Annotated in this window: 22 protein-coding genes, 1 pseudogene and 1 riboswitch; of the genes and pseudogenes, 15 read left to right on the top strand and 8 right to left on the bottom strand. The window is 72.2% G+C overall.

Annotated features, from left to right (window positions below):
- Positions 1–29: 29 nt before the first annotated feature.
- The 8 genes from gcvH (at position 30) to ACGFIA_RS26125 (ending at position 5931) form a co-directional block, all read left to right on the top strand.
- A complete protein-coding gene (gene gcvH, locus ACGFIA_RS26160) occupies positions 30–410 on the top strand; it encodes a glycine cleavage system protein GcvH (protein WP_357387447.1) in 381 nt (126 codons plus the stop codon).
- Between the two features lie 216 nt (positions 411–626).
- Positions 627–1076: an FHA domain-containing protein gene (locus ACGFIA_RS26155; protein ID WP_046570336.1), complete on the top strand. Its 450-nt coding sequence runs from the start codon at positions 627–629 to the stop codon at positions 1074–1076.
- 50 nt (positions 1077–1126) lie between these two features.
- A complete protein-coding gene (locus ACGFIA_RS26150; protein ID WP_357387445.1) occupies positions 1127–1828 on the top strand; it encodes a MerR family transcriptional regulator in 702 nt (233 codons plus the stop codon).
- 213 nt (positions 1829–2041) lie between these two features.
- Positions 2042–2506 (top strand): bifunctional nuclease family protein, encoded by a 465-nt coding sequence (locus ACGFIA_RS26145; protein ID WP_091577612.1) that lies wholly within the window; start codon positions 2042–2044, stop codon positions 2504–2506.
- A 157-nt stretch (positions 2507–2663) separates the two neighbouring features.
- Entirely contained in the window at positions 2664–3251 is a 588-nt protein-coding gene (locus ACGFIA_RS26140) for a MerR family transcriptional regulator (RefSeq protein WP_357387443.1), read from the top strand.
- A 435-nt stretch (positions 3252–3686) separates the two neighbouring features.
- Complete coding sequence (locus tag ACGFIA_RS26135; RefSeq protein WP_194803355.1) at positions 3687–4076, top strand: group 1 truncated hemoglobin; 390 nt, start codon at positions 3687–3689, stop codon at positions 4074–4076.
- 2 nt (positions 4077–4078) lie between these two features.
- Positions 4079–5254: a globin domain-containing protein gene (locus ACGFIA_RS26130; RefSeq protein ID WP_357387441.1), complete on the top strand. Its 1176-nt coding sequence runs from the start codon at positions 4079–4081 to the stop codon at positions 5252–5254.
- Complete coding sequence (locus ACGFIA_RS26125; RefSeq protein ID WP_357387439.1) at positions 5251–5931, top strand: DivIVA domain-containing protein; 681 nt, start codon at positions 5251–5253, stop codon at positions 5929–5931. The genes ACGFIA_RS26130 and ACGFIA_RS26125 overlap by 4 nt, the downstream gene beginning before the upstream one ends.
- 49 nt (positions 5932–5980) lie before the next feature.
- Here ACGFIA_RS26125 and ACGFIA_RS26120 read toward each other — a convergent pair whose 3' ends face one another.
- Complete coding sequence (locus tag ACGFIA_RS26120; RefSeq protein WP_357387437.1) at positions 5981–6631, bottom strand: NAD(P)H-binding protein; 651 nt, start codon at positions 6629–6631, stop codon at positions 5981–5983.
- An 82-nt stretch (positions 6632–6713) separates the two neighbouring features.
- On the opposite strand from ACGFIA_RS26120, the gene ACGFIA_RS26115 reads away from it, so the two are divergent.
- Both ACGFIA_RS26115 and gcvP read left to right on the top strand, forming a co-directional pair.
- Positions 6714–7556 (top strand): NAD-dependent protein deacetylase, encoded by an 843-nt coding sequence (locus ACGFIA_RS26115; protein ID WP_357387435.1) that lies wholly within the window; start codon positions 6714–6716, stop codon positions 7554–7556.
- A gap of 57 nt (positions 7557–7613) precedes the next feature.
- Positions 7614–7704, top strand: a riboswitch (glycine riboswitch).
- Between the two features lie 73 nt (positions 7705–7777).
- Entirely contained in the window at positions 7778–10600 is a 2823-nt protein-coding gene (gcvP, locus tag ACGFIA_RS26110) for an aminomethyl-transferring glycine dehydrogenase (protein ID WP_393262588.1), read from the top strand.
- 94 nt (positions 10601–10694) lie between these two features.
- On the opposite strand, the gene ACGFIA_RS26105 is transcribed toward gcvP, so the two are convergent.
- Positions 10695–10895, bottom strand: a complete 201-nt coding sequence (locus tag ACGFIA_RS26105) for a DUF5999 family protein (protein ID WP_013286363.1) — start codon at positions 10893–10895, stop codon at positions 10695–10697.
- 123 nt (positions 10896–11018) lie between these two features.
- Here ACGFIA_RS26105 and ACGFIA_RS26100 point away from each other — a divergent pair, with 123 nt between their 5' ends.
- Positions 11019–12206, top strand: a complete 1188-nt coding sequence (locus ACGFIA_RS26100) for a chorismate-binding protein (RefSeq protein WP_393262585.1) — start codon at positions 11019–11021, stop codon at positions 12204–12206.
- Positions 12207–12298: 92 nt separating this feature from the next.
- Here the strand turns inward: ACGFIA_RS26100 and pip are convergent, their stop codons facing one another.
- Complete coding sequence (gene pip, locus ACGFIA_RS26095) at positions 12299–13249, bottom strand: prolyl aminopeptidase (RefSeq protein WP_357479081.1); 951 nt, start codon at positions 13247–13249, stop codon at positions 12299–12301.
- A 48-nt stretch (positions 13250–13297) separates the two neighbouring features.
- Here pip and ACGFIA_RS26090 point away from each other — a divergent pair, with 48 nt between their 5' ends.
- Together ACGFIA_RS26090 and def are read left to right on the top strand one after the other, a co-directional pair.
- The gene (locus ACGFIA_RS26090) at positions 13298–13795 is read left to right on the top strand and encodes a MarR family transcriptional regulator (protein WP_357387427.1); all 498 of its coding nucleotides are present in this window, start codon (positions 13298–13300) and stop codon (positions 13793–13795) included.
- 21 nt (positions 13796–13816) lie between these two features.
- A complete protein-coding gene (def, locus tag ACGFIA_RS26085) occupies positions 13817–14326 on the top strand; it encodes a peptide deformylase (RefSeq protein WP_357387425.1) in 510 nt (169 codons plus the stop codon).
- Here the strand turns inward: def and ACGFIA_RS26080 are convergent.
- The gene (locus tag ACGFIA_RS26080; RefSeq protein ID WP_357387423.1) at positions 14306–15109 is read right to left on the bottom strand and encodes a GNAT family N-acetyltransferase; all 804 of its coding nucleotides are present in this window, start codon (positions 15107–15109) and stop codon (positions 14306–14308) included. The genes def and ACGFIA_RS26080 overlap by 21 nt on opposite strands.
- Entirely contained in the window at positions 15094–15867 is a 774-nt protein-coding gene (locus tag ACGFIA_RS26075; protein WP_357387421.1) for a TSUP family transporter, read from the bottom strand. Before ACGFIA_RS26075 ends, ACGFIA_RS26080 begins: the two co-directional genes overlap by 16 nt.
- A gap of 174 nt (positions 15868–16041) precedes the next feature.
- Between ACGFIA_RS26075 and ACGFIA_RS26070 the strand changes: the two genes are divergently transcribed.
- Complete coding sequence (locus tag ACGFIA_RS26070) at positions 16042–16821, top strand: endonuclease/exonuclease/phosphatase family protein (RefSeq protein ID WP_357387419.1); 780 nt, start codon at positions 16042–16044, stop codon at positions 16819–16821.
- Positions 16822–16824: 3 nt separating this feature from the next.
- Here ACGFIA_RS26070 and ACGFIA_RS26065 read toward each other — a convergent pair whose 3' ends face one another.
- Together ACGFIA_RS26065 and ACGFIA_RS26060 are read right to left on the bottom strand one after the other, a co-directional pair.
- Positions 16825–17691 carry a tetrahydrofolate dehydrogenase/cyclohydrolase catalytic domain-containing protein gene (locus ACGFIA_RS26065; protein WP_357387417.1) on the bottom strand — a complete coding sequence of 289 codons (867 nt, stop codon included), beginning with the start codon at positions 17689–17691 and terminating at the stop codon, positions 16825–16827.
- Positions 17692–17784: 93 nt separating this feature from the next.
- Positions 17785–18828, bottom strand: a complete 1044-nt coding sequence (locus ACGFIA_RS26060; protein WP_393262579.1) for a hypothetical protein — start codon at positions 18826–18828, stop codon at positions 17785–17787.
- Between the two features lie 98 nt (positions 18829–18926).
- Here ACGFIA_RS26060 and ACGFIA_RS26055 point away from each other — a divergent pair.
- Positions 18927–19960 (top strand): annotated as a pseudogene (locus ACGFIA_RS26055) (beta family protein).
- Here the strand turns inward: ACGFIA_RS26055 and ACGFIA_RS26050 are convergent.
- Positions 19950–20945, bottom strand: a complete 996-nt coding sequence (locus ACGFIA_RS26050) for a tyrosine-type recombinase/integrase (RefSeq protein WP_357387411.1) — start codon at positions 20943–20945, stop codon at positions 19950–19952. The pseudogene ACGFIA_RS26055 and the gene ACGFIA_RS26050 sit on opposite strands and share 11 nt — an antisense overlap.
- Positions 20946–21779: the final 834 nt, after the last annotated feature.

The raw sequence follows: 21779 nt of genomic DNA, 5'->3' as shown, positions 1-21779 counted from the left end.
CGGTGCACCGATGACGAAGGACGCAGCTGGTGATTCCTGAGGATCTGCGGTACACCGCCGAGCACGAGTGGGTGGTCGGTGGTGACGGTGGTGTCGTCCGCGTCGGTATCACGCACTTCGCGCAGGACGCCCTGGGTGACATCGTGTTCGTGCAGCTGCCGGAGCCCGGTGCGGTGGTGGCGGCGGGTGAGTCGCTGGGCGAGATCGAGTCGACGAAGAGTGTGTCGGAGATCTACGCGCCGCTGAGCGGTACGGTGTCGGCGCGCAACGAGGCGTTGGCCGACACCCCTGAGGTGATCAACACGGATCCGTACGGTGCGGGGTGGTTGGTCGAGATCACTCCGGACGATCCGGCGGCGGTCGAGGGTTTGCTGACCGCCGATGCGTACCGCGAGCTCACCGAGAGCTGAGTTCGTGCTGTTCCGGGCGGCGGCGTGGTTCCGCGCGTCCGGTTGCCCTGCATTTCGGCGCTGGCTAGGCTCGCCCAGTCGACCGAGAACCAATAGTTTGAGCGTTGCGGAATGCGCCTTCCCGGGCAAGGGGAGCCAGCCGCCGGGTGTGGTGTTGCCCGGCGGCCAGACCCGCCATTCCCTGACGCCGACCGAACAGATCCGTGAGGTGGTCCCATGACGCGCCCAGACGACGAGTTCCCCCCGCTCGACGTCACTTCGACGCTCAATCTCGGCTCGCTCGACGAAGTGCTGGAGGGGCCGGACACCGATGTGGTGCCGAGCCGGATGTCCGGTTCGTTGCCGCCGGGTATGGCGTTGCTGGTGGTTCGCCGGGGTCCGAATGCGGGTGCCCGGTTCCTGTTGGACCACGATGTGACGACGAGTGGGCGGCACCCGGACAGTGACATCTTCCTGGACGACGTGACGGTGTCGCGGCGGCACGCGGAGTTCCACCGTGACGGTGGGACGTTCACGGTGCGGGATGTGGGCAGCCTGAACGGCACGTACGTGAATCGTGAGCGGGTCGAGGCGGCCACGTTGAGTAACGGTGACGAGGTGCAGATCGGTAAGTTCCGGGTGGTGTTCATCGCCGGTCCGCGTCCGGAGGAGGCCGGCCGGGGGTGAACGAGCCTGCGGCTTCGACGCCGTCCGGGGCGGCGCGGGCGCCTGCGCTGATGAGTATCGGCGAGGTGCTGGCGCAGTTGCGGCCGGAGTTTCCGGACGTCACGATCTCGAAGTTGCGGTTCCTGGAGGCCGAGGGCCTGGTGGAGCCGCAGCGGACGCCGGCGGGTTATCGGAAGTACGGCTGGGACGATGTGGCGCGGTTGCGGTTCGTGTTGACCGCGCAGCGGGATCAGTATCTGCCGTTGCGGGTGATCCGGGAGCAGTTGGCCCGGTGGGACGGGTCTGGCCCGTCGCCGGGGCGGGGGCGGCCGAACCTGGTGGCTGTGGGTCCGGGTGGTGAGGTTCCGGGCCGGGAGCCGGGGGAGTCGGCCGAGTCGTCGGAGGTGCGGCTGGACCGGGCCGGTCTGATCGCTCGTAGTGGTGTTGACGAGTCGACGCTCGCGGAGTTGGAGCGGCTGGGTGTGCTGGTGTCGGATCCGCCGGGGTGGTACGACGCGGATGCGTTGATCATCGCGAGTGCGGTGGCGGGTCTGGCGGCGTACGGGTTGGAGCCGCGGCATCTGCGGGCGTACCGGTCGGCGGCGGATCGTGAGGTCGGCTTGTTCGCGCAGTTGGTGGCGCCGTTGGCGCGGCAGAGTGATCCGGCGGCGCGGGCTCGGGCGGCGGAGACGGCGCGGGAGCTGGTGGCGTTGTCGCAGCGGTTGCACGCGGCGTTGCTGCGGGTGGGGTTGCGGTCGACGTTGGGCCGGTGAGGTCGGTGCGGAGGGTCGGGTGCCGTTACGGCGTCCGGCCCTTCGTCGCGTGTGGGCGCGGAAAGATCTGCTTGGTGGCGCGTGTCGTAGGCTTGCCGGGGTATGCCCGTCCGGCGAGGCGTGGTGCACGTAGCGCGTGGGACTCCCGTGTCCTGGTCCGTGTACCGTGCAGGGAAGGGCGCGGTGCAAGGTGACGACGACACGGAGGCGGCGGTGCGCGAGCTGAGCGTGGTCGGAGTTCGGGTGGAGCTGCCCAGTAACCAGCCGATCGTCCTGCTGCGGGAGGTCGAGGGGGACCGCTATCTGCCGATCTGGATCGGCGCGGTCGAGGCGACGGCGATCGCCTATGAGCAGCAGGGGGTCAAGCCGGCCCGGCCGTTGACGCACGATCTGCTGCGGGATGTGCTGGCGGCGTTGCAGGCGCCGTTGCGGGCGGTGGAGATCACCGAGTTGAAGGAGAACGTGTTCTACGCGGATCTGCTTCTGGGTGACGGGGTGCGGGTGTCGGCGCGGCCGAGTGACTCCATCGCGTTGGCGTTGCGGGTGGGTGCTCCGATTCGTTGTGCGGAGCAGGTCCTCAGCGAGGCGGGGATCGTGATCCCGGACGAGCAGGAGGACGAGGTGGAGAAGTTCCGGGAGTTCCTGGATCAGGTGCGTCCGGAGGACTTCGCGGGTTGAGGCGTGCCGGTGCGTGGTGTCGCCGGGTGGTGGCGCGGCGTGTCGTGGTGTCTCCTGCGGGTGAAGTGCGGGGGGCGGCGTTAGGGTTGCCGTGTCGAGTGGTGCGCGTACGGGGAGTCGGCGCGGCACCGCCACGGGCGCGGGGAGGTTGGTCCGGATGCACGAGCCGCGGGATCCTGGTCCGAGTGTGGAGCAGCAGCAGGCGGGTGTGGGGGCCGATCCGGCCGGTGACGGCGAGGTCGGTTATCGGGGTGTGACCGCGTGTTCGGCGGTGGGCATCAGTTACCGGCAGCTCGACTACTGGGCGCGTACGGCGCTTGTGGTGCCGAGTGTGCGTGACGCTTCGGGTTCGGGGACGTCGCGGTTGTACTCGTTCCGCGACCTGGTGGTGTTGAAGGTCGTGAAGCGGCTGCTGGACGCCGGGGTGTCGTTGCAGAACATCCGGAAGGCGATCGAGGCGTTGCGGTCGCGTGGGGTGGACGATCTGGCGGGCATCACGTTGATCTCCGATGGGACGACCGTGTACGAGTGCCGGTCTCCGGAGGAGGTGGTCGACCTGTTGCAGGGCGGCCAGGGGGTGTTCGGCATCGCTATCGGTGGGGCGTTCAAGGAGATCCAGGGTTCGTTGTCGCATCTGCCGGCGGAGCCGGTGGGTGGGCAGGAGCCGGCGGCCGCGGCGGAGCCGGAGGCCGAGCCGGTGGGTGACGAGTTGGCGGCGCGGCGGGCCCGGCGTCGGGCCGGGTGACCTGCGTCGCGTCTCGTTGACGGGATCGCGCCGCGCCCGAAAAGGGTGTGGCGCGATTCGTGTTTTGGTGACGGGGTGTGCTCCTTCCCGGTGGCCTTCGGGGTGTGTGCGGCGCGGTTCGAGTAGTGCGTGAATGTCCGCAGGTCACTGCCGCTGCGCACGTGATGTCCGAAAAGGACGGTACGTCGTTCGTGTTCACCTGCTGTCGCCGCCTGGTAGCTCTTTGTTCATCGACCTCGCCCCGGTTGTTGACTGTCCGTAGTTGACAGTTCTCGGGATCCGGACAGGGTGGGCGTGAACTGGCGCGTCGGGCACGCTATGGTCCGTTCCGGTCGTCGGCGTGTCGAGATCACGGCGGAACGCTGTGTGACGCCGCGCCGGACGGCGAACCCCTGCCGCGGCGCTGACCGCGGACCCCTGCTGGAAGGACCGAGCATGACGGTGACGAGCGAGACCACCCCGATCTCCCACTACGAGCGCATCGGTGGCGCGGCGGCGGTGAAGGCCGCTGTGGAGCTGTTCTACGACAAGGTGCTGGCCGATCCTGATCTGGCCGGCTACTTCGCCGACGTGGACATGGTGGAGCAGCGGCGGCACCTGGCGTTGATGCTGGCGGTGGTGCTGGGTGGCCCGAACGAGTACGCGGGCCGCGGGCTGGACGAGGCGCACCAGCCGTTGAACATCACGGGCGAGCACTACGCGAAGGTCGGTGAGCACCTGACCGCGACGCTGGTGGAGCTGGGCGTGCCGGCGGACGTGATCGCCGACGTGCAGGTCGTGCTCGGGCAGGTGCGGGAGCAGGTCGTGTCGGCGGGAGACGCCTGAGCGTGGACGTCGCACGGCTCAAGCAGAGCTGGTCCCTGGTCGCCGCGCACGGCGACCAGGTGCCGCTCTACTTCTATTCGACGCTGTTCCTGTCGCATCCGGAGACGCGGCAGATGTTCCCGACGAACATGGCCGGGCAGCGGGACCGTCTGGTGGCGGCGTTGGGGCATGTGGTGTCCCACGTGGATCAGGTGGACCGGCTGGTCGGGTTCCTGCGGGACCTCGGCGCGGATCACCGGAAGTTCGCGGTGCGCGCCGAGCACTACCCGGCCGTCGGTGAGGCGCTGCTGGCGACGTTGCGGCACTTCTGCGGTGAGGCGTGGACCGAGGAACTGGCCGCCGACTGGACCGCGGCGTACGGGCTGGTCGCGCAGGTGATGACGGAGGGCGCGCAGGCCGCGGAGTCGCAGTCGCCGCCGTGGTGGGTGGCGGAGGTGCTGACCCACGAGCAGCGCACGTTCGACGTGGCGGTGCTGACGGTGCGTCCGCAGTATCTGTTGCCGTTCCGGCCGGGCCAGTCGATCGGGGTGTCGCATCCTGCGGTGCGGTCGTGGCGGTACTACTCGCCGGCGAACGCGCCGCGTCCGGACGGCACTGTGGAGCTGCATGTGCGGGCCGCGCCGGGTGGTGTGGTGTCGTCGCGGCTGGTGTACGGGTGCGCGGCCGGTGACCAGATCCATCTGGCGTCGCCGGTGGGGGACCGGTTGACGTTGTGGCAGGCCGGGTCGTCGGATCTGCTGCTGCTGGCCGGTGGCACCGGCTGGGCGCCGGTGAAGGCGCTGGTGGAGCAGGTCGCGGCGGAGGGTTCGGGGCGGCGGGTGGACCTGTATGTGGGTGCCCGTTCGCGGACGGAGTTCTACGACAGCGAGGCGATCGACAAGTTGGCGGCGACGCATCCGTGGCTGCGGGTGTCGTACGTGGCCGGGGCGGAGCCGGGGCGGCCGGGGGAGCCGGTGCGGATCGCCGACCGGGCGCTGGCCGACGGGGACTGGCGGTCGCGGCATGTGTACGTGTGCGGGTCCGACGAGATGGTGGGTCATTCGGTGGCGGCGTTCGCCGCTGCCGGTTACGAGCCGGGCCAGGTGCATCACGAGGGTTACGGCAAGCACTGGTACGGCCCGGCGTGGCGGACGATGACCGGCGCCGACGGGCCGGGAACAACGGAGGTGAGCCGGTGAGCGCGGGCCCGATCAGTGGTTACGACGCGCAGCAGGTGTCCGGTCCGGTGCAGGTGCGGTTGACCGCCGACCGGGTCCGGCGGTGGGAGTTCGGGTCGGCGGCGTTCACCCGGCGCGGTTACGACCAGACCGATGTGGACCGGTTCCGGTTGCAGGTGGCCGACGAGCTGGATCTGCTGGCGGCGCAGGTGGCGAACCTGCGGGCGGAGAACGAGCGGCTCAACGACCATCTGGAGCTGCACCGGCACGGGGTGATCCCGAGCGCCGAGGCGGCGGTGGCGCCGGCGGCGAAGGAGGTCAACCTGTTGTCGGCGGCGCAGCGGGAGGCCGAGCAGATCATCGCGCAGGCCCACGACTACGCGCGCCGGGTCGCCGAGTACGCCCGTACCCAGTACGAGAGTTACATGCGGGCGGCGGCGGAGGAGGCGAAGCGGGAGGCCGAGCGGGCGGTGGCGGAGTACCGCAGCGCGGCCGGGAGCGGCTTCGACGACTCGGTGGCGGCGCGGGAGGCGCTGCGGATCTTCGGCGAGATGATGATCTCGCACATGCAGGCGGCGGCGCGGCACCTCGACGACGGCAGTGAGCAGCTGGCGCGCACGATGGAGCGGATCGCCCGGGAGTTGCCGCAGGGCGGTGGGGGCGTGCCGCAGCCGGCGTTGTCGCGTCACCAGCGTTGAGCGCCTGTCCCGGCCCGCCTGTCCCGGCGGGCCGGGACGTGCCGGCGGGTCAGACGGCGGCGATCGCCTCGGCGATGGGGCTGTCCCCGCCGACCAGTTCCAGGGTGTGCCCGGCGGTGGCCGGGGCGTACAGCAGGGCGAGCAGCACCCGGGCCACGTCGGCGCGGCTGATCGCGCCGGGTTCGACGTGCCGGGCCAGGGTGATGCGGCCTTCGGGTTCGTCGTCGGTGAGGCGGCCGGGCCGCAGCACCGTCACGTCGAGGTCCCGCGTGGTGACGTCGTCCTCGGCGGCCTTCTTGGCCCGCAGGTACGCCGCCCACACGTCGTCGGTGCCGTCGGCGGGGGCGGCGTCCACGCCCATGGAGGAGACCAGCAGGTAGCGGCGTACCCCGGCCTGGACGGCGGCGTCGGCGAGCAGCACGGCGGCCCCGTGGTCGACGGTGTCCTTGCGGTCGGCGCCGCTGCCGGGTCCGGCGCCGGCGGCGAACACGACCGCGTCGGCGCCGTGCAGGTGCGCGGCGAGGGTGCCGACGTCGGTGTGTTCCAGGTCGCAGACGACGGGTTCGGCACCGGCTGCGCGCAGCGCGGCGGCGTGGTCGGGGTTGCGGATGAGTCCGACCGCGGTGTCGCCGCGTCCGGCCAGTTCCCGCTCCAGCAGTTTGGCGATCTTTCCGTGGCCTCCGGCGATGACGACGCGCATATGGTCAACCTAGCCCGCCCGGGCGTACCCCGCCGGGTGACCGGCCTCGCCGATCACCGTGCCGGCGAGGGAGCATGGACGGGTGAGTGAGGCGTTCGAGGAGTTGACGCGGCTGGTGGCCGCCGGTGGTGTGGTGGTGCTCAGCGGCGCGGGCCTGTCCACCGAGTCGGGCATCCCGGACTACCGGGGGCCCAGCGGCGCGGCCCGGCGGCACACCCCGATGACGTACCAGGAGTTCACCCGGGATCCGCTGGCGCGGCGGCGGTACTGGGCGCGTAGCCACCTGGGCTGGCAGATGATCGCGCGGGCGGCGCCGAACGACGGGCACCGGGCGGTGGCCCGGTTGCAGGCGGCCGGGCTGCTCGGGGGGATCATCACCCAGAACGTCGACGGGCTGCACACGGCGGCCGGCGCGGCCGGGGTGATCGAGTTGCACGGCCGCCTCGACGAGGTGACGTGCCTGGACTGCGGCAACGCCACCGGCCGCGACGAGCTGCACCGGCGGCTGTCGGAGGCGAACCCGGGTTTCGACGCCCGGGTGGCGCGTGTCAACCCCGACGGTGACGTGGATCTGCCCGACGAGGCGGTGACCGGGTTCCGCACTGTCGGCTGCGCGCTCTGCGGCACGGGCATGCTGAAACCGGACGTGGTGTTCTTCGGTGAGACGGTGCCCGCGCCCCGGGTCGCCGACTGTTTCGCCCTGGTCGAGCGGGCCCGGGCGCTGCTGGTGCTCGGGTCGTCGTTGACGGTGATGTCGGGGCGGCGGTTCGTGCTGCGGGCGGCCCGCCACGGCATCCCGGTGGCGATCGTCAACCAGGGTGTCACCCGTGGCGACGGGTACGCGGCGCTGCGCCTGGACGCGCCGCTGGGCGCCACGCTGTGCGCGCTGGCCGACCGGCTGGTGGCGGCCCCGGCGGCGGTGTGATCATCCCCCGGGACATGAGCCGGAAACACGCCCGCTGGTAGCGTGGAAGGTGCCGGTACCACCCACGTGGGAGAGACCGTCGATCCGACGGCGCCGAAGGGGCAGATTCTCCCCGGAACCTCTCAGGCAAAAGGACCACGTGGGCAGGCGCTGTGGAGCGCGTCAGCGCGACTCAGGGGGAGGCCGACCCGTCGACCTCGCCCCACCAAGGAGCGCAGCGCATGACCGCAGAGCAGTTCGCCGACCGGCACATCGGTCCCGGCCGCGACGACGAACGCCGGATGCTGGAGACCGTCGGTTACGGCTCCGTCGACGAGCTGATGGACGCGGCGATCCCCGAGGTGATCCGCTGGCACGGCACCCTGGACCTGCCGGCTCCGGCGAGCGAGCGGGAGGCGATCGCCGAGCTGCGCGCCCTGGCCGCCCGCAACACCGTCGCCGTGTCCATGATCGGCCTGGGGTACCACGGCACGCACACCCCGGCGGTGATCCGCCGCAACGTGCTGGAGAACCCGGCCTGGTACACCGCGTACACGCCGTACCAGCCGGAGATCAGCCAGGGCCGGCTGGAGGCGCTGCTGAACTTCCAGACCATGGTCACCGACCTGACCGGTCTGGCCACGGCGAACGCCTCCATGCTCGACGAGGGCACCGCCGCGGCCGAGGCGATGACGCTCGCGCGCCGCGCGTCCAAGAGCAAGAGCCCGGTGTACGTGGTCGACGCCGACGCGCTGCCGCAGACCGTCGCGGTGATCGCCAGCCGCGCCGAGCCGCTCGGCATCGAGGTGCGCGTGATCGACGTGGAGCGCGACGAGTTGCCGGCGGAGTTCTTCGGCCTGCACCTGCAGTACCCGGGCGCCTCCGGCGCGGTCCGGGATCACCGGGCGCTGGTCGAGGCGGCGCACGGCGTGGGCGCGCTGGTGGCTGTCGCGGCGGACCTGCTGGCGTTGACGCTGCTGCGCCCGCCGGGCGAGATCGGCGCCGACATCGCCGCCGGCACCACCCAGCGGTTCGGTGTGCCGATGGGCTTCGGCGGGCCGCACGCCGGCTACCTGGCGGTGCGTTCGGGCCTGGAGCGGATGCTGCCGGGCCGCCTGGTGGGGGTGTCCCGCGACGCCGACGGAAACCCGGCGTACCGGCTGGCGTTGCAGACCCGCGAGCAGCACATCCGCCGGGAGAAGGCGACCAGCAACATCTGCACCGCGCAGGTGCTCCTCGCGGTGATGGCCGGCATGTACGCCGTCTACCACGGCCCGGACGGGCTGCGCGCGATCGCCCGGCGTACCCACGAGGCGGCGGCGCGGCTCGCGGCCGGGCTGCGGGCCGGCGGCGTCGACGTGGCCGACGTGCCGTTCTTCGACACCGTCACCGCGATCGTGCCGGGCCGGGCCGCCGACGTGGTGGCCGCCGCGGCCGAGCGCAACGTGAACCTGCGGCTGGTCGACGCCGACCGGGTCGGCGTGTCGTGCGACGAGACCACCACGCCCGCGCACCTTGAGGCGGTGTGGGCGGCGTTCGGCGTCGACGGGTTCGACGGCGACACCGTGACGGCGCTGCCGGACGGGCTGGCCCGCACGTCGGGCTTCCTCACCCACCCGGTGTTCCGCAGCCACCACTCGGAGACGGCGATGCTGCGTTACCTGCGCCGCCTGGCCGACTTCGACTACGCGCTGGACCGGGGCATGATCCCGCTGGGGTCGTGCACGATGAAGCTCAACGCGACCACCGAGATGGAACCGATCACCTGGCCGGAGTTCGCGCACCTGCACCCGTTCGCGCCGGACACGCAGACCGCCGGGTACCGGGAGCTGATCGCGCAGCTGGAGGGCTGGCTGGCCGAGGTCACCGGCTACGACGCGGTCAGCGTGCAGCCGAACGCCGGGTCGCAGGGTGAGCTGGCCGGGCTGCTGGCGATCCGCGGCTACCACCGGGAGCGCGGCGAGGGGCACCGCGACGTGTGCCTGATCCCGTCGTCGGCGCACGGCACCAACGCCGCGTCGGCGGTGATGGCCGGCATGCGGGTCGTGGTGGTCGGCTGCGACGCCGACGGCAACGTCGACCTGGTCGACCTCGACGCGAAGATCGACAAGCACCGGGACGCGCTCGCCGCGATCATGGTGACGTACCCGTCGACGCACGGCGTGTACGAGACCGGCATCGCCCAGCTGTGCGCGAAGGTCCACGACGCGGGCGGGCAGGTGTACGTCGACGGCGCGAACCTCAACGCGCTGGTCGGGTTCGCCAAGCCGGGCCGGTTCGGGGCGGACGTGTCGCACCTGAACCTGCACAAGACGTTCTGCATTCCGCACGGCGGCGGCGGCCCCGGGGTCGGGCCGGTGGCGGTGCGGTCGCACCTGGCGCCGTTCCTGCCCGGTGACCCGCTCGGCGCGCGCGCCGACGGGCGGCCGGCGATCTCGGCGGCGAACCACGGGTCGGCGGGGATCCTGCCGATCCCGTGGGCGTATCTGCGGATGATGGGCGCCGACGGCCTGGCCCGCGCCACCGGCGTGGCGGTCCTGGCGGCGAACTACGTGGCGGCGCGGCTGCGCAACCACTTCCCGGTGCTGTACGCCGGCAACAAGGGCCTCGTCGCGCACGAGTGCATCCTGGACCTGCGTCCGCTGACCAAGGCCACCGGCGTGAGCGTCGACGACGTGGCGAAGCGGCTGATCGACTACGGCTTCCACGCGCCGACGATGTCGTTCCCGGTGGCCGGGACGCTGATGGTGGAGCCGACGGAGAGTGAGGACCTGGCCGAGCTGGACCGCTTCTGCGACGCGATGATCGCGATCCGGGCGGAGATCGACAGGGTCGGCTCGGGGGAGTGGCCGGCGGGGGACAACCCGCTGTCCAACGCGCCGCACACGGCGGCGATGGTGTCGGCAGACGAGTGGCCGCACCCGTACCCGCGGTCGGTGGGCGCCTACCCGGCGGGGGTGGACCGGGCGGGCCGGTACTGGCCTCCGGTGCGGCGCGTCGACGGCGCGTACGGCGACCGGAACCTGGTCTGCTCGTGTCCCGCGCCGGAGGCGTTCGAGGACTGAGCGGCGGACGCCGGGGCGGTGGGCTCTCGCCGCCCCGGCCGGCGCGCCGGACGGTCGTGACCGGCGCGTACGCTCACTGACGCTGCGTGATCGCTCAGGCGACGAGGGCGTGGCGGGCCGGACCCCGGTGGGGGGCGATGGTGCGCCCGTCGGGGAGCAGCTCACCGGTGTCCTCGAAGACGATGACACCGTTGCAGAGCAGGCTCCAGCCCTGCTCAGGGAAGCAGGCGAGAACGCGGGCGGCCTCTCGGTCGGTCGCGTCGGCGGAGGGGCAGGTGGGCTGGTGCTGACACATCGGGTTCTCCGGACTGTGGGGGCACTGTGTCATGGTTCACATGACCAGTGACGCACAGTACCAAGGAAAACTGAGCGGCAACGAGCAAGGATGCGTCTTGTTCACCCAGAATGGGCTGAACGGATGACCCGTAACCGCCCGGACGTCGTGGAAGCGCTCCCACTGGTGGAGGTCGATGCTCCCGGCGCGCCGCCCGGATGTCGCCGGCGGCTCGTCGAGACCGCCCGGCTGCACTGGTCGATCGGCGACGGCGGCGACCCCGCCGACCTGGCGCAACGCTTCCTCGCCGCGCACGGCGTCGACCGCGACGACCTCGCCCGGCCCGGTCGCCACGACCCGGACGCCGCGGTGTGCGGTGCCGCGCTGTACCTGTCCGCCGCCGCCGGCGCGTACGCCATCGGCGTGTCGCCCGGCGCGCCGAGTCCCGCGCCGGCGCTGCCCGACCTGGTCGTGGTCGTCTACCACCACACCGACCGTCAGGCGGCGCCCCGGCCGCCCACCCCGTGGCGGCTCGGGCCCTGGCGCGACAGCTGGACCCCGGCCGCGCACGCCGACGCCGTCGGCGCGGTCCGCGCCGCCATCGCCCGCGGCGACGTCTACCAGGTCAACGTCGTCGGCCACGCCGCCGCCGCCTACACCGGAGACCCGCTGCCCGCTCTCACCCGTCTCGCCGCGCTGCCCGGCGCCCGCTACGGCGGCACCCTGCACGGCCCCGGCTGGGCGCTCGGCTGCGCCTCCCCGGAAACCCTCATCGCCGTCGAGCACGGCCGGCTGGTCACCCGCCCGATCAAGGGCACCCGCCCGGCCACCGCCGCCGGACGCCGCGACCTGCTCGCCTCGGCCAAGGAACGCGCCGAGCACGTCATGATCGTCGACCTGGAACGCAACGACCTGGCCCGGGTGGCCCGTACCGGCTCGGTGCGCGTCGACGAGCTGTTCGCCGTACGCCGCTGGTGTGACCTGTGGCAGGCGGAGTCCACGGTGTCGGCGGCGCCCGCCGACGGCCTGGGCCTGGCCGACCTGCTGCGCGCCGTGTGCCCCGGCGGGTCGGTCACCGGCGCACCCAAACACGCTGCCCTGGCCCGCATCGCCGCGCTCGAGCCCGTCGGACGCGGCGCGAGCATGGGCGCGCTCGGCTGGGTCGGCCCCGACCGCCTCGACCTGGGCCTGACCATCCGCACCGCCGCCGCCGACGGTGACCTGCTGCACCTGTGGGCCGGCGGCGGCATCACCTGGGACAGCGACCCGGCCGCCGAGGTCGCCGAGGCCGCCGCCAAGGCCGCCCCGATCCGCGCCCTGCTCGCCGGCTGAGCGGTCGCCCGGCCTTTCGCGGCGGGTCCGGCAGCCGGCGCGCCGTGCGCGGCGGCGTGGGCTCCTCGGGCCGGTAGCGGCCGCCTGACCGCTCAGCCGGCGGCGGCGAAGGAGTCCAGGGCGGCGACCACCCGCTCGCCGATACCCTGCCCGCCGCCGTGGCCGCCGGACTCCACGATCTCCAGCCGCGCGTCCGGCCAGTCCCGGGTCAACTGCCACGCGATGTCCGGCGGGCCGCTGACGTCCAGCCGCCCCTGCACCAGCACCCCCGGGATACCGGCCAGGCGGCCCGCGTCGCGCAGCAGCTGCCCGTCCGGCTGGAAACCCCGGTTCGCGAAGTAGTGCGTCACCAGCCGGGCGAACCCGTACCGGAACACCGGATCGGCGAACCGGGGACTCGGCGCGTACCCGCCCGCCAGGGACACGTGCACGTCCTCCCAGTCGCACCAGTCCCGCGCCGCCCGGTCCCGCACCGCCGGGTCCGGGTCGGCGACCAGCCGGGCGTACGCGGCGGACAGGTCACCGTCGCGGTCGGCCTCGGGCACGCCGTCGCGGAACCGCGCCCACTCCTGCGGGAACACCCGGCCCATGTCCCGGGTCACCCACTCGATCTCGCGGCTGGTGTTGGCGACCACGCTGAACAGCACCAGCGCGCTGACCCGATCCGGGTGCCGCTGCGCGTACGCCAGGGCAAGGGACGACCCCCACGACGCGCCGCACAGCAGCCACCTGTCGATCCCCAGATGCGCGCGCAGCGCCTCCATGTCGGCCAGCAGATGCGCGGTGGTGTTCACCGACAGGTCGGTGGCCGGATCCGACGCCGGGGGAGTGCTGCGCCCGCAGCCACGCTGGTCGAACAGCACGATCCGGTAGGCGGCCGGGTCGAACAGCCGCCGCCAGGACGCGCCCGCCCCGGAGCCGGGCCCGCCGTGCACCACGAGCGCCGGCCGCCCGTCCGGGTTGCCGCACGTCTCCCAGTACACGTGCTGCCCGTCCCCGGCGTCCAACATGCCGTGCGCGTACGGCTCGATCGGTGGATACATCAGTGGCCTCCCCGAGTCAGATACAACAGCGCTGTTACATTAGTGGACGTGACCGCCCCCGACCGCGACGCCCTCGGCACCCTGCTACGCCACGTCCTGGACGTCCTCGACGGTGACGTCGCCGCCGTCCACGACCGGCTCGGCCTCACCGACTACCGGCCCCGCTACTCACCAGTCGTGCGCGCGCTCGTCGCCGACGGCCCGCTGCCCATCCGCGACCTCGCCGCCCGCGTCGGCGTCACCCACTCCGCCGCCAGCCAGACCGTCGCCCAGATGCGCCGCGCCGGCCTCGTCGACCTGCGCCCCGGCACCGACGCCCGCCACCGCATCGTCACCCTCACCGACCGCGCCCGCGCCCTGCTGCCCGCCGTCGAAACCGAATGGGCCGCCACCACCGCCGCCGTACGCCACCTCGACACCGAACTGCCGGTGCCGCTCGCCGACGAGCTGTACGCCGTCCTCGACGCCCTGCGCCGCCGCCCCCTGCGCGACCGCATCGCCGACACCGGACTCCTCGACACCGCAGCGGACACCCGGAACCGGTAAGCAACGGATAGCCTTCCGGGCATGACTATGCGCCCCATCCGGATCATCGGCGACCCCGTGCTGCGCACCCCCAGCGAACCCGTCACCAGCTTCGACGCCGAACTGCGCGCCCTCGTCACCGACCTGATGGACACGCTGCTCGGCGCACCCGGCCGCGCCGGCGTCGCCGCACCCCAGATCGGCGTCAACGCCCAGGTGTTCGTCTACGACGCCGACGGCCGGCGCGGCCACATGATCAACCCCACGCTGGAGGTGTCCGACGAACTCCAGGACGACGAGGAGGGCTGCCTGTCCATCCCCGGCCTGTACTTCCCGACCCCCCGCGCGCTGCACGCCACCGCCCACGGCTACGACCAGCACGGCGAACCGCTCACCGTCACCGGCAGCGGCTTCCTCGCCCGCGCCCTGCAACACGAGACCGACCACCTGCGCGGGCGCCTCTACGTCGACACCCTGCGCGGCGACACCCGCCGCCGCGCCCTGCGCGAGATCCGCGCCGGCCGATTCGACTCACCCAGCCGCGGCCGCTGACGTCAACGCGCACTCGGTGAACCCGGCCGCCCGGGAAAACCCCAACCGCTCGTACAGGCGCACCGCCGCCGCGTTGTCCGCCCGCACGTTCAACGTCACGTGATCCACCGACGTGAGCAGCCGGGCGCACAACGCCGCCACCACACCCGCGCCCAGACCACGACCCCGCACATCCGGATGCGTCGTCACGTTGCCCAGCGCCGCCACCCGCCAGCGCGGCGAGAACACGTGCACCCCCGCCACCGCCACCAGCCGGCCGCGCTCCCGCACCCCCACGTACTGGCCCGTCCGCAGCATCCGCGCGTCGAACCAGTTCCCCGGATACGCCACCGCGTACAACCCGGCCAGCTCCGCCTCGTCCGCCGGCCCCAACGGCTCACCCACCGCCGGCACCCCGGCCAGCCGCCCCGGATCAGTCAACGCCATCCGGTGATGCGCCGCCGCCTCCGACACCACGAACCAGCGGCCCACCGTGGCCTCCAGACCGGGGGACAGGTGCGCCCACATCCGCGCCGGCAACACCGGCGCCGCCTCCGCCAGCAACCCCGAAAGCTCCGCCACCCGATCCGGTGCCGCGAACGCCAGCAACGTCGGCAACTCGACCCCGTGATACAGCAGCACCACCTGGTCACCACGCCGGAACCAGGACGTGTACGGCCAGAAGAAATCGTCCAGATCACCCAACTGGTACGCGTGCAACACCGGATCCCGGCCCAGCAGACCCGCAAGCACCGCCCGGTCGTGCTCCGCCCGCACCGCCACCGCGATCAGCTCGCCGTCCACTGGTCGTAACCCAGCCGGGCCACCAGCGCCAGCACCACCACCAGCAACACCACCCGCACGAACCCGGCGCCGCGCTTCAACGCCATCCGCGCGCCCACCGCCGCGCCCACCACGTTGCACACCGCCATCGCCGCACCAAGCGTCCACCACACGTGCCCGGTCAACCCGAAAACCACAAGCGCACCCAGATTCGTGCCCGCGTTCACGACCTTCGCCATCGCCGAGGCGTGCACGAAATCCGAACCCAGAATCGCCGTGAACGCCAGCACCAGGAACGTGCCCGTACCCGGCCCGATCAGCCCGTCGTACAGGGCGATGCCCAGACCGGCCACCGCCACCGCCACCACCACCCGCTTCGGGGTCCGCCGCTGCGGCGACGCCACCACACCCAGCGACGGCCGCGCCAGCACGAACACCGCCACCGCCACCAGCACCACGAGCACCACCGGCCGGTACGCGCTGCCCGGCACCGCACCCGCCAACGCCGCACCCAGCCCCGCCGTCAGCACCGCCAGCCCGGCCGCCGGACCCGCCACCGCCCAGTCCAGCTTCGTGCGCCGCGCGTACGTCACCGCCGCCGTCGACGTACCGAAGATCGCCGCCAGCTTGTTCGTGCCCAACGCCGTCGCCACCGGCACACCCGGCGCCGCCACCAGCAACGCCGGCAACAACAACAGACCGCCGCCACCCACCACCGCGTCCACCCACCCGGCCAGGAGGGCAGCGGTCAGCAACGTCGTCAACGACAGGGCATCCACCGCCGCATTCTGCCCACGCCACCACCGGCCGCGAGGCACCCTGTGGCCAGCCTCACCGCCCCCGGCGACGCCGCAACCACACCCCGACCGACCCCACCGCCACGAACACCAGCATCGAACAGCACAACAGTTTCAGCACCCGGCAAGACTCCCACGACGACGTAGGGTGTCCAGGTGCGCCTGGCCACCTTCAACCTGCTGCACGGCCGATCCCTCACCGACGGGCTCGTCGACCCCGACCGGCTCACCGCCGCCGTCACCGACCTCGACGCCGACGTCCTCGCCCTCCAGGAAGTCGACCGCGACCAGACCCGCAGCGGCAAACTCGACCTCACCGCGGTCGCCGCCCGCGCCCTGCACGCCGACCACCACCGCTTCGCCGCCGCCGTCGTCGGCACCCCCGGCGAACAGTTCCGCCCCCTCACCCACGACGACGACGGCCACGGCGAACCCCTCTACGGCATCGGCCTGATCAGCCGCCACCCCGTCCGCTCCTGGCAGGTCACCCGCCTGCGCGCCGCACCCGTCCGCTCACCCATCTACGCACCCGGCCCCGGCGGCGGACTCGTCCTGCTCCGCGACGAACCCCGCGTCGTGCTCGCCGCCGTCCTCGACACCCCCCACGGCCCCCTCACCGTCGCCGCCACCCACCTGTCCTTCGTCCCCGGCTGGAACGTGTGGCAACTACGCCGCGTCGTCCGCGTCCTGCGTACCCTGCCCGCACCCCGGATCCTGCTCGGCGACCTCAACCTGCCCGCCGGACCCGCAGCCGCGCTCACCCGCTGGCAGCCCCTGGCCCGCCGCCCCACCTACCCGGCCGGGCAACCCCGCGTCCAACTCGACCACATCCTCGCCGACCGGCACGCGCTCGACCGGCTGCCACCCGTCACGGCCGTCCACACCCCGCTGGCCACCATCTCCGACCACCGGCCCCTCGTCGTCGACCTCGGCTGACGCTCAGCCCAGACCGCTCTGCCGCCGCGCCGCCTCCACCGCGTTACGGAACAACATCGCCACGGTCGTCGGACCCACCCCGCCCACACGCGGCGTGATCGCACCCGCCACCTCGGCACACGACTCGTCCACGTCCGGCAGCAGCCGCCGCCCCTCGTACCGCACCCCACCACCGACCACCACCGCACCCGGACGCACATGCTCCGGCCGCACGATCCCCGGCACCCCCGCCGCCGCCACCAGGATCTCCGCCCGCCGCGTGTACCGCGGCCAGTCCGCCACACCCGTGTGCACCACGGTCACCGCCGCGTTCGCCGTCGGCCGCTTCTGCGCCAGCAACATCGCCAACGGCCGGCCCAACGTCGCACCCCGGCCCAGGATCACCACCTCCCGGCCCGCCACCGGCACACCGTGGAACGCCAGCAACGCCTCGATCCCCGCCGGCGTACACGGCAACGGACCCGGCAACCCCAACGCCAGCCGGCCCATGTTCACCGGGTGCATCCCGTCCACGTCCTTGTCCGGGTCCAGCTCCGCCAACGCCCGGTCGTAGTCCAGGTGACCCGGGATCGGATACTGCACCAGCACCCCGTGCACCGTCTTGTCCGCGTTGAGATCCGCCAGCACCGCGTGCAGATCCGCCTGCGACGCCGACGCCGGCAGAGGCACGTGCGGCGACGCGAAACCCAGCTCCGCCGCCTGACGCTGCTTGATGCGGATATAGCCCGCGCTCGCGTCGTCGTCACCCACCAGCACCGTCGCCAGCGCCGGCGTCACCCCCGCCGCACGCAACTCGGCCACCGACGCGGCGACCTCCGACAACACCCGCTCCGCCACCGGCGCACCCGGCAACAACCGCGCAGAAGACATACGACACCTCGCCCGCGAGGGCCCAGGCGGTCGACCCCCACGACGAGCTCCCCGATGGTTCACCCATCCCCGTGCCGCCAGTCGCGTTCCCCCTCAGCCTGCCACAGCCTCCGCCGCCACCGCATCCACCACCGCCTGCCAGCGCGGCAACGCCGCCAGCAGCGCGTCCGCCCGCAGCCGCCGATCCGCCGCCGACGCCACACCCATATCCGCCAGTACCGCCCCGAACGCCCGCCCCCGCTCCGGCCCCACCGCACCCAGCACCACATGACACCGCGCGTACGTCACCAGCACCCAGAACATCGCCTCTCGGGGCCGACCCGACGCGATCAGCTCAGCCGCACCGTCGAACACCACCGGACGCCCCGCCGCACCCAGATCCGCCCCGAACGCGAACCCCTCCCGCGGCAACCGCGACGCCTCGTCGAACAGCACCGCCAACCCGGCCAGATGCTCCCGCACCCGCGCCGCGTCCACACCCACACCGCCGCCGTCGAGCGTGTCCAGCAACCCCGCATACCGATCCTCGAACCCGAACCGCGACAACACCCCCTCCGCCCGCACATACCGCCGCCGCACCGTCGGATCCGCCAGCCCCGCCACCGCCGGCCACACCGCCAGCAACGACGTCGGGAACACCCACGCCAGCACCTGCTCCGCCGGCGACCCCGAGCCGCCGACCGCCCGCAATCCGTTCTCGATCCGCCGCCGCACCCCCGCACACCGCGCCCGCGCCCACACCGGATCCGCGAACCCCGCCGCCACCCGCTCCCGCACCGCGGCCAACCGCCCCGACGGATCCGCGATCACCCCATCGGTACGGAACATCGGCGCGAACACCCACGACCCCAGCACGTCCTCCGGGCCGCCCAACTCGTCCCACGTGATCGTGCTGACCTCCAGCAGCACCCCCCGGTGCACGAACTTGCCCACCTTCAGGCCGGGCTCCCGGCGTACCAGCAGCACGTCCACGTCCGACCACGGCGGCAGCACCGCGTCGTCGGGCAATCCCACAGTCGACCCGCTGAACAACGCCCCCTCGATCGACGGGTCGGCGCGCATCCGCTCCCGCACCCACCCGACCGCTACCGCCCGCGCCGCACCCACCCGCATCCGCCCGATCCTGCCAGCGCGCACCCGCCTGCTCCCAATCAATATGAACACGCATGGTTGTCGATCAGGCACAGAACGTGGAACATCGACGTAAGTGACTGTCGTCGAAATCGTGTGGGGCGATGCGAATGACGGACTACCACCCGATCCTCAAAGGGCGCCAAGCCGAACTCCAGGCCGTCAGTCACGTCCCCGACGAACTCGCACCACACATCCTCCCGATTTTCGACCTGCCACCCTCCGAGCACGGTCCGATCACCGACGCATGCACCTTCAGTCAACGCGCACAGGACAGCATTCCGCGTGACATGGTCATCGCCGTCGACGTGCGCCACCTCCCCGAGCCCACCACCGGCACCCGCCGACCACTCCGAGACATCGCGGACGACCTACACCCGTGGGGGATCCCCGCGCTGCCCGTCGCCCACCTGAACGACAGCCCTGCACAACTGGCCGACGTCCGTTACGCCGCCGCGCCCTACGGCGGCGTTCTCCGGCTCACCGCAGACCACACCGAACCGGACGACACCGAAACCGACGCACAACTAAGCCACGTCCTCTCCGCCACCGAACTGCAACCCGAGAACTGCACCCTCGTCATCGACGTCGCCGAGTTGGCATCCGACCGGCACCTCACGAGAGCCGAACCCCTTGTCCGCAAACACCTCGTGTGGGCCGGACGCCGCCCATGGAAGGCGGTCGTCATCGCTGCCGGAGCCATGCCCGCCACGATCTCCCACGTACCAGCCCACACCGCCATCCCGCTCCGCAGGCTGGACTTTGACCTCTGGCAGCGGCTCAAGGACCACGACATCCAGTTCGCCGACTACGGCGTCACCTATCCCGGCGCCGGCTCCGGACCCCGAGGGCCAGCACCCAACATCCGCTACACCCACCAGGACGCCTGGTGGACCTACCGTGCGCCGCGCGGCGGCAAGGGCAGCGGCAACAGCGGCATCTACGACATCTGCCAGGCCCTCGTATCCGCCGACCACTGGCCGCCCACCGGGCGTCACTTCTCCTGGGCGACGAGCAGATCGCCCTGCGCGCCGCCCGCCACGCCGGCCCTGGCACCGCCTCCCAATGGATCGCCTGGGCAACGTCACACCACCTGGCCTACGTCGCCGCTCAGCTCGGCCTGACGGCTATCGCTTGACCAACCCCGACAACGCCCGGTTGGTGCGGTTCGCCGCCACCGCCGCCCGCTGCTGACCCGCCGTCACCTCGATGTACGTCTGCGACGACGCCAACGACGCGTGCCCCAGCAATCGCATGATCTCCGCCGCGCTCGCCCCGTCCTCCGCCAACCGCGTCGCGAACGTGTGCCGCAACGCGTGCAACCGCGCGCCCCGCGGCACCCGGTCACCGATACCCGCGCGCCGGTAACACGACTCCACCAGGTACTGCAGCCCGCCCCGCCGTAACGCCTCACCCTGCCGGTCCACCAGGAAAGGCGAGTCCGGCCGCACACTGCGCGACCCGAACCGGCGCCGCCGGCTGTCCAGATAACCCACAAGCACCCGGTCCACGGCGTCGTCGATCGGCACCGTGCGCGGCCGCCCACCCTTACCCGCCACGTCCACCCGCCGCTCGCCGTCGCGCCCCGCCACCGACGACACCCGCAACGCCAGCAGCTCCGACAGTCGCAACCCCGCGCACAACGCCAGCGCCAGCACCGCCAGGTCGCGCTCCGGCCACGGATCGCGCTGCCGGCCTTCCGCGCGCGCCACCGCCGCCAGCAGTTCCTCCGGGGTGTCCTCGCCCCGCAGCGGCTTGGGCCGGGGGAGCGGCGTTCGGGGCCGTCCCACCGCCGGCATCGGATTTCCCGGTACGACGCCCTCGGCCACCAGGAACGTGAAAAAGCTGTTCCACGTCGACCAGGCACGATGGACCGACGCGGCGGCGCGGGGAGCGGCGAACCGTGCGAACGCCGCGCGCATCACCTTGGGGGAGAGCGCGGCGACCGCAAGACGGTCCAGGGGGAGGGGAGTGGTGTCACCGTCGGCGGCGACCAGCTCAGCCACTGTGGTCAGGTCTCGCCGGTACGCGGCCAGAGTGTGGGGGGAGGGCTTATGGGTGGCCCGGGCGGTCAGGAACTCCTTGATCAGACCCCCTACCGTTTCGTCCGGTTTGTCATGCATAAGGGATATTATGCATGATTCTCGCGTTCCTGTCAGGGGTCATTCCAGGGGGAGTGCCATCCGATCAACCAATGATCAACTCAACCTCGCCGAGGTGGCTGCATCCCGAGCGCTCCGATGCAGCCACCTCGGCGAACTGGCGACAGCGACGCCCGTCGGCGCTCGGGAGGCGCCGGGAGAGAGGGCGGAAGGGCCGGCACCCGCTCTGTTCCGGCGATCATGAAGTTGACCGGGAATCCTGTCCACTTTGTCGCCACCAACCTCATGATCGCCGGAATGGTGAAACGAGATGAGGGGGCGACGCCGGAGGACCGGTGTCGGTGGAGTTCGCGCCTCGGCGGGCTGCCGGGCGCGGTGAAAGCCCGGGCGACATTGCGCCCGTTGCGGACCAACGAGCCGACCGCGCGGTGGTCGGTAACCGCACCACGCTGCTTCTGCTGCGGGAGCCGTCGGTCCGTGGGAGCGAAGTTGGTGCCGCGTTCGGGGTGCGACGAGTGATCGGTTGAACGCCGGCACCGACAGGGCCCGCGTTAGGCGGTCAGCCGCCCGCGCGGGTGCCTGGGGAGACCCCCAAGTCCAGCTTGACATAATGTACATTATCGAACCCTGGTAACGAGGCCGTCCTCGACGCTGAGAGCGTCCGACAGCGCCTTCAACACCCCGGCCCAACAGTGGCCGGCCGGCACCAGCAACACCGACGCGGCTCTCCGCTTCCGGCCTGAGGTACAGCAGCGGAACCACGGTCAACTCTTGCGCAGCTTTACGCCGGCACCTCGTCCCTTGTGGCCTGGGACGGGAAGAATGTCGAGGCGTTCTCATGATCATCCGAACGTC

It is taken from the genome of Micromonospora sp. NPDC049203 (assembly GCF_043197215.1).
Classification (GTDB): domain Bacteria; phylum Actinomycetota; class Actinomycetes; order Mycobacteriales; family Micromonosporaceae; genus Micromonospora.
Note: the sequence above shows the minus strand (reverse complement) of the source record. Positions and strands in the feature narration are given on the sequence as shown.

What these genes read in the sequence shown, in the direction of transcription:
- ACGFIA_RS26120 (WP_357387437.1), bottom strand. Translation starts at nt 6,631, where the DNA reads ATGCGCGTCGTCATCGCCGGAGGCCACGGAAAGATCGCCAAACTGCTG.
- def (WP_357387425.1), top strand. Translation starts at nt 13,817, where the DNA reads ATGACTATGCGCCCCATCCGGATCATCGGCGACCCCGTGCTGCGCACC.
- ACGFIA_RS26150 (WP_357387445.1), top strand. Translation starts at nt 1,127, where the DNA reads ATGAGTATCGGCGAGGTGCTGGCGCAGTTGCGGCCGGAGTTTCCGGAC.
- gcvP (WP_393262588.1), top strand. Translation starts at nt 7,778, where the DNA reads ATGACCGCAGAGCAGTTCGCCGACCGGCACATCGGTCCCGGCCGCGAC.
- ACGFIA_RS26050 (WP_357387411.1), bottom strand. Translation starts at nt 20,945, where the DNA reads ATGCATGACAAACCGGACGAAACGGTAGGGGGTCTGATCAAGGAGTTC.
- ACGFIA_RS26140 (WP_357387443.1), top strand. Translation starts at nt 2,664, where the DNA reads ATGCACGAGCCGCGGGATCCTGGTCCGAGTGTGGAGCAGCAGCAGGCG.
- ACGFIA_RS26100 (WP_393262585.1), top strand. Translation starts at nt 11,019, where the DNA reads ATGACCCGTAACCGCCCGGACGTCGTGGAAGCGCTCCCACTGGTGGAG.
- ACGFIA_RS26155 (WP_046570336.1), top strand. Translation starts at nt 627, where the DNA reads ATGACGCGCCCAGACGACGAGTTCCCCCCGCTCGACGTCACTTCGACG.
- ACGFIA_RS26135 (WP_194803355.1), top strand. Translation starts at nt 3,687, where the DNA reads ATGACGGTGACGAGCGAGACCACCCCGATCTCCCACTACGAGCGCATC.
- pip (WP_357479081.1), bottom strand. Translation starts at nt 13,249, where the DNA reads ATGTATCCACCGATCGAGCCGTACGCGCACGGCATGTTGGACGCCGGG.
- ACGFIA_RS26065 (WP_357387417.1), bottom strand. Translation starts at nt 17,691, where the DNA reads ATGTCTTCTGCGCGGTTGTTGCCGGGTGCGCCGGTGGCGGAGCGGGTG.
- ACGFIA_RS26105 (WP_013286363.1), bottom strand. Translation starts at nt 10,895, where the DNA reads ATGTGTCAGCACCAGCCCACCTGCCCCTCCGCCGACGCGACCGACCGA.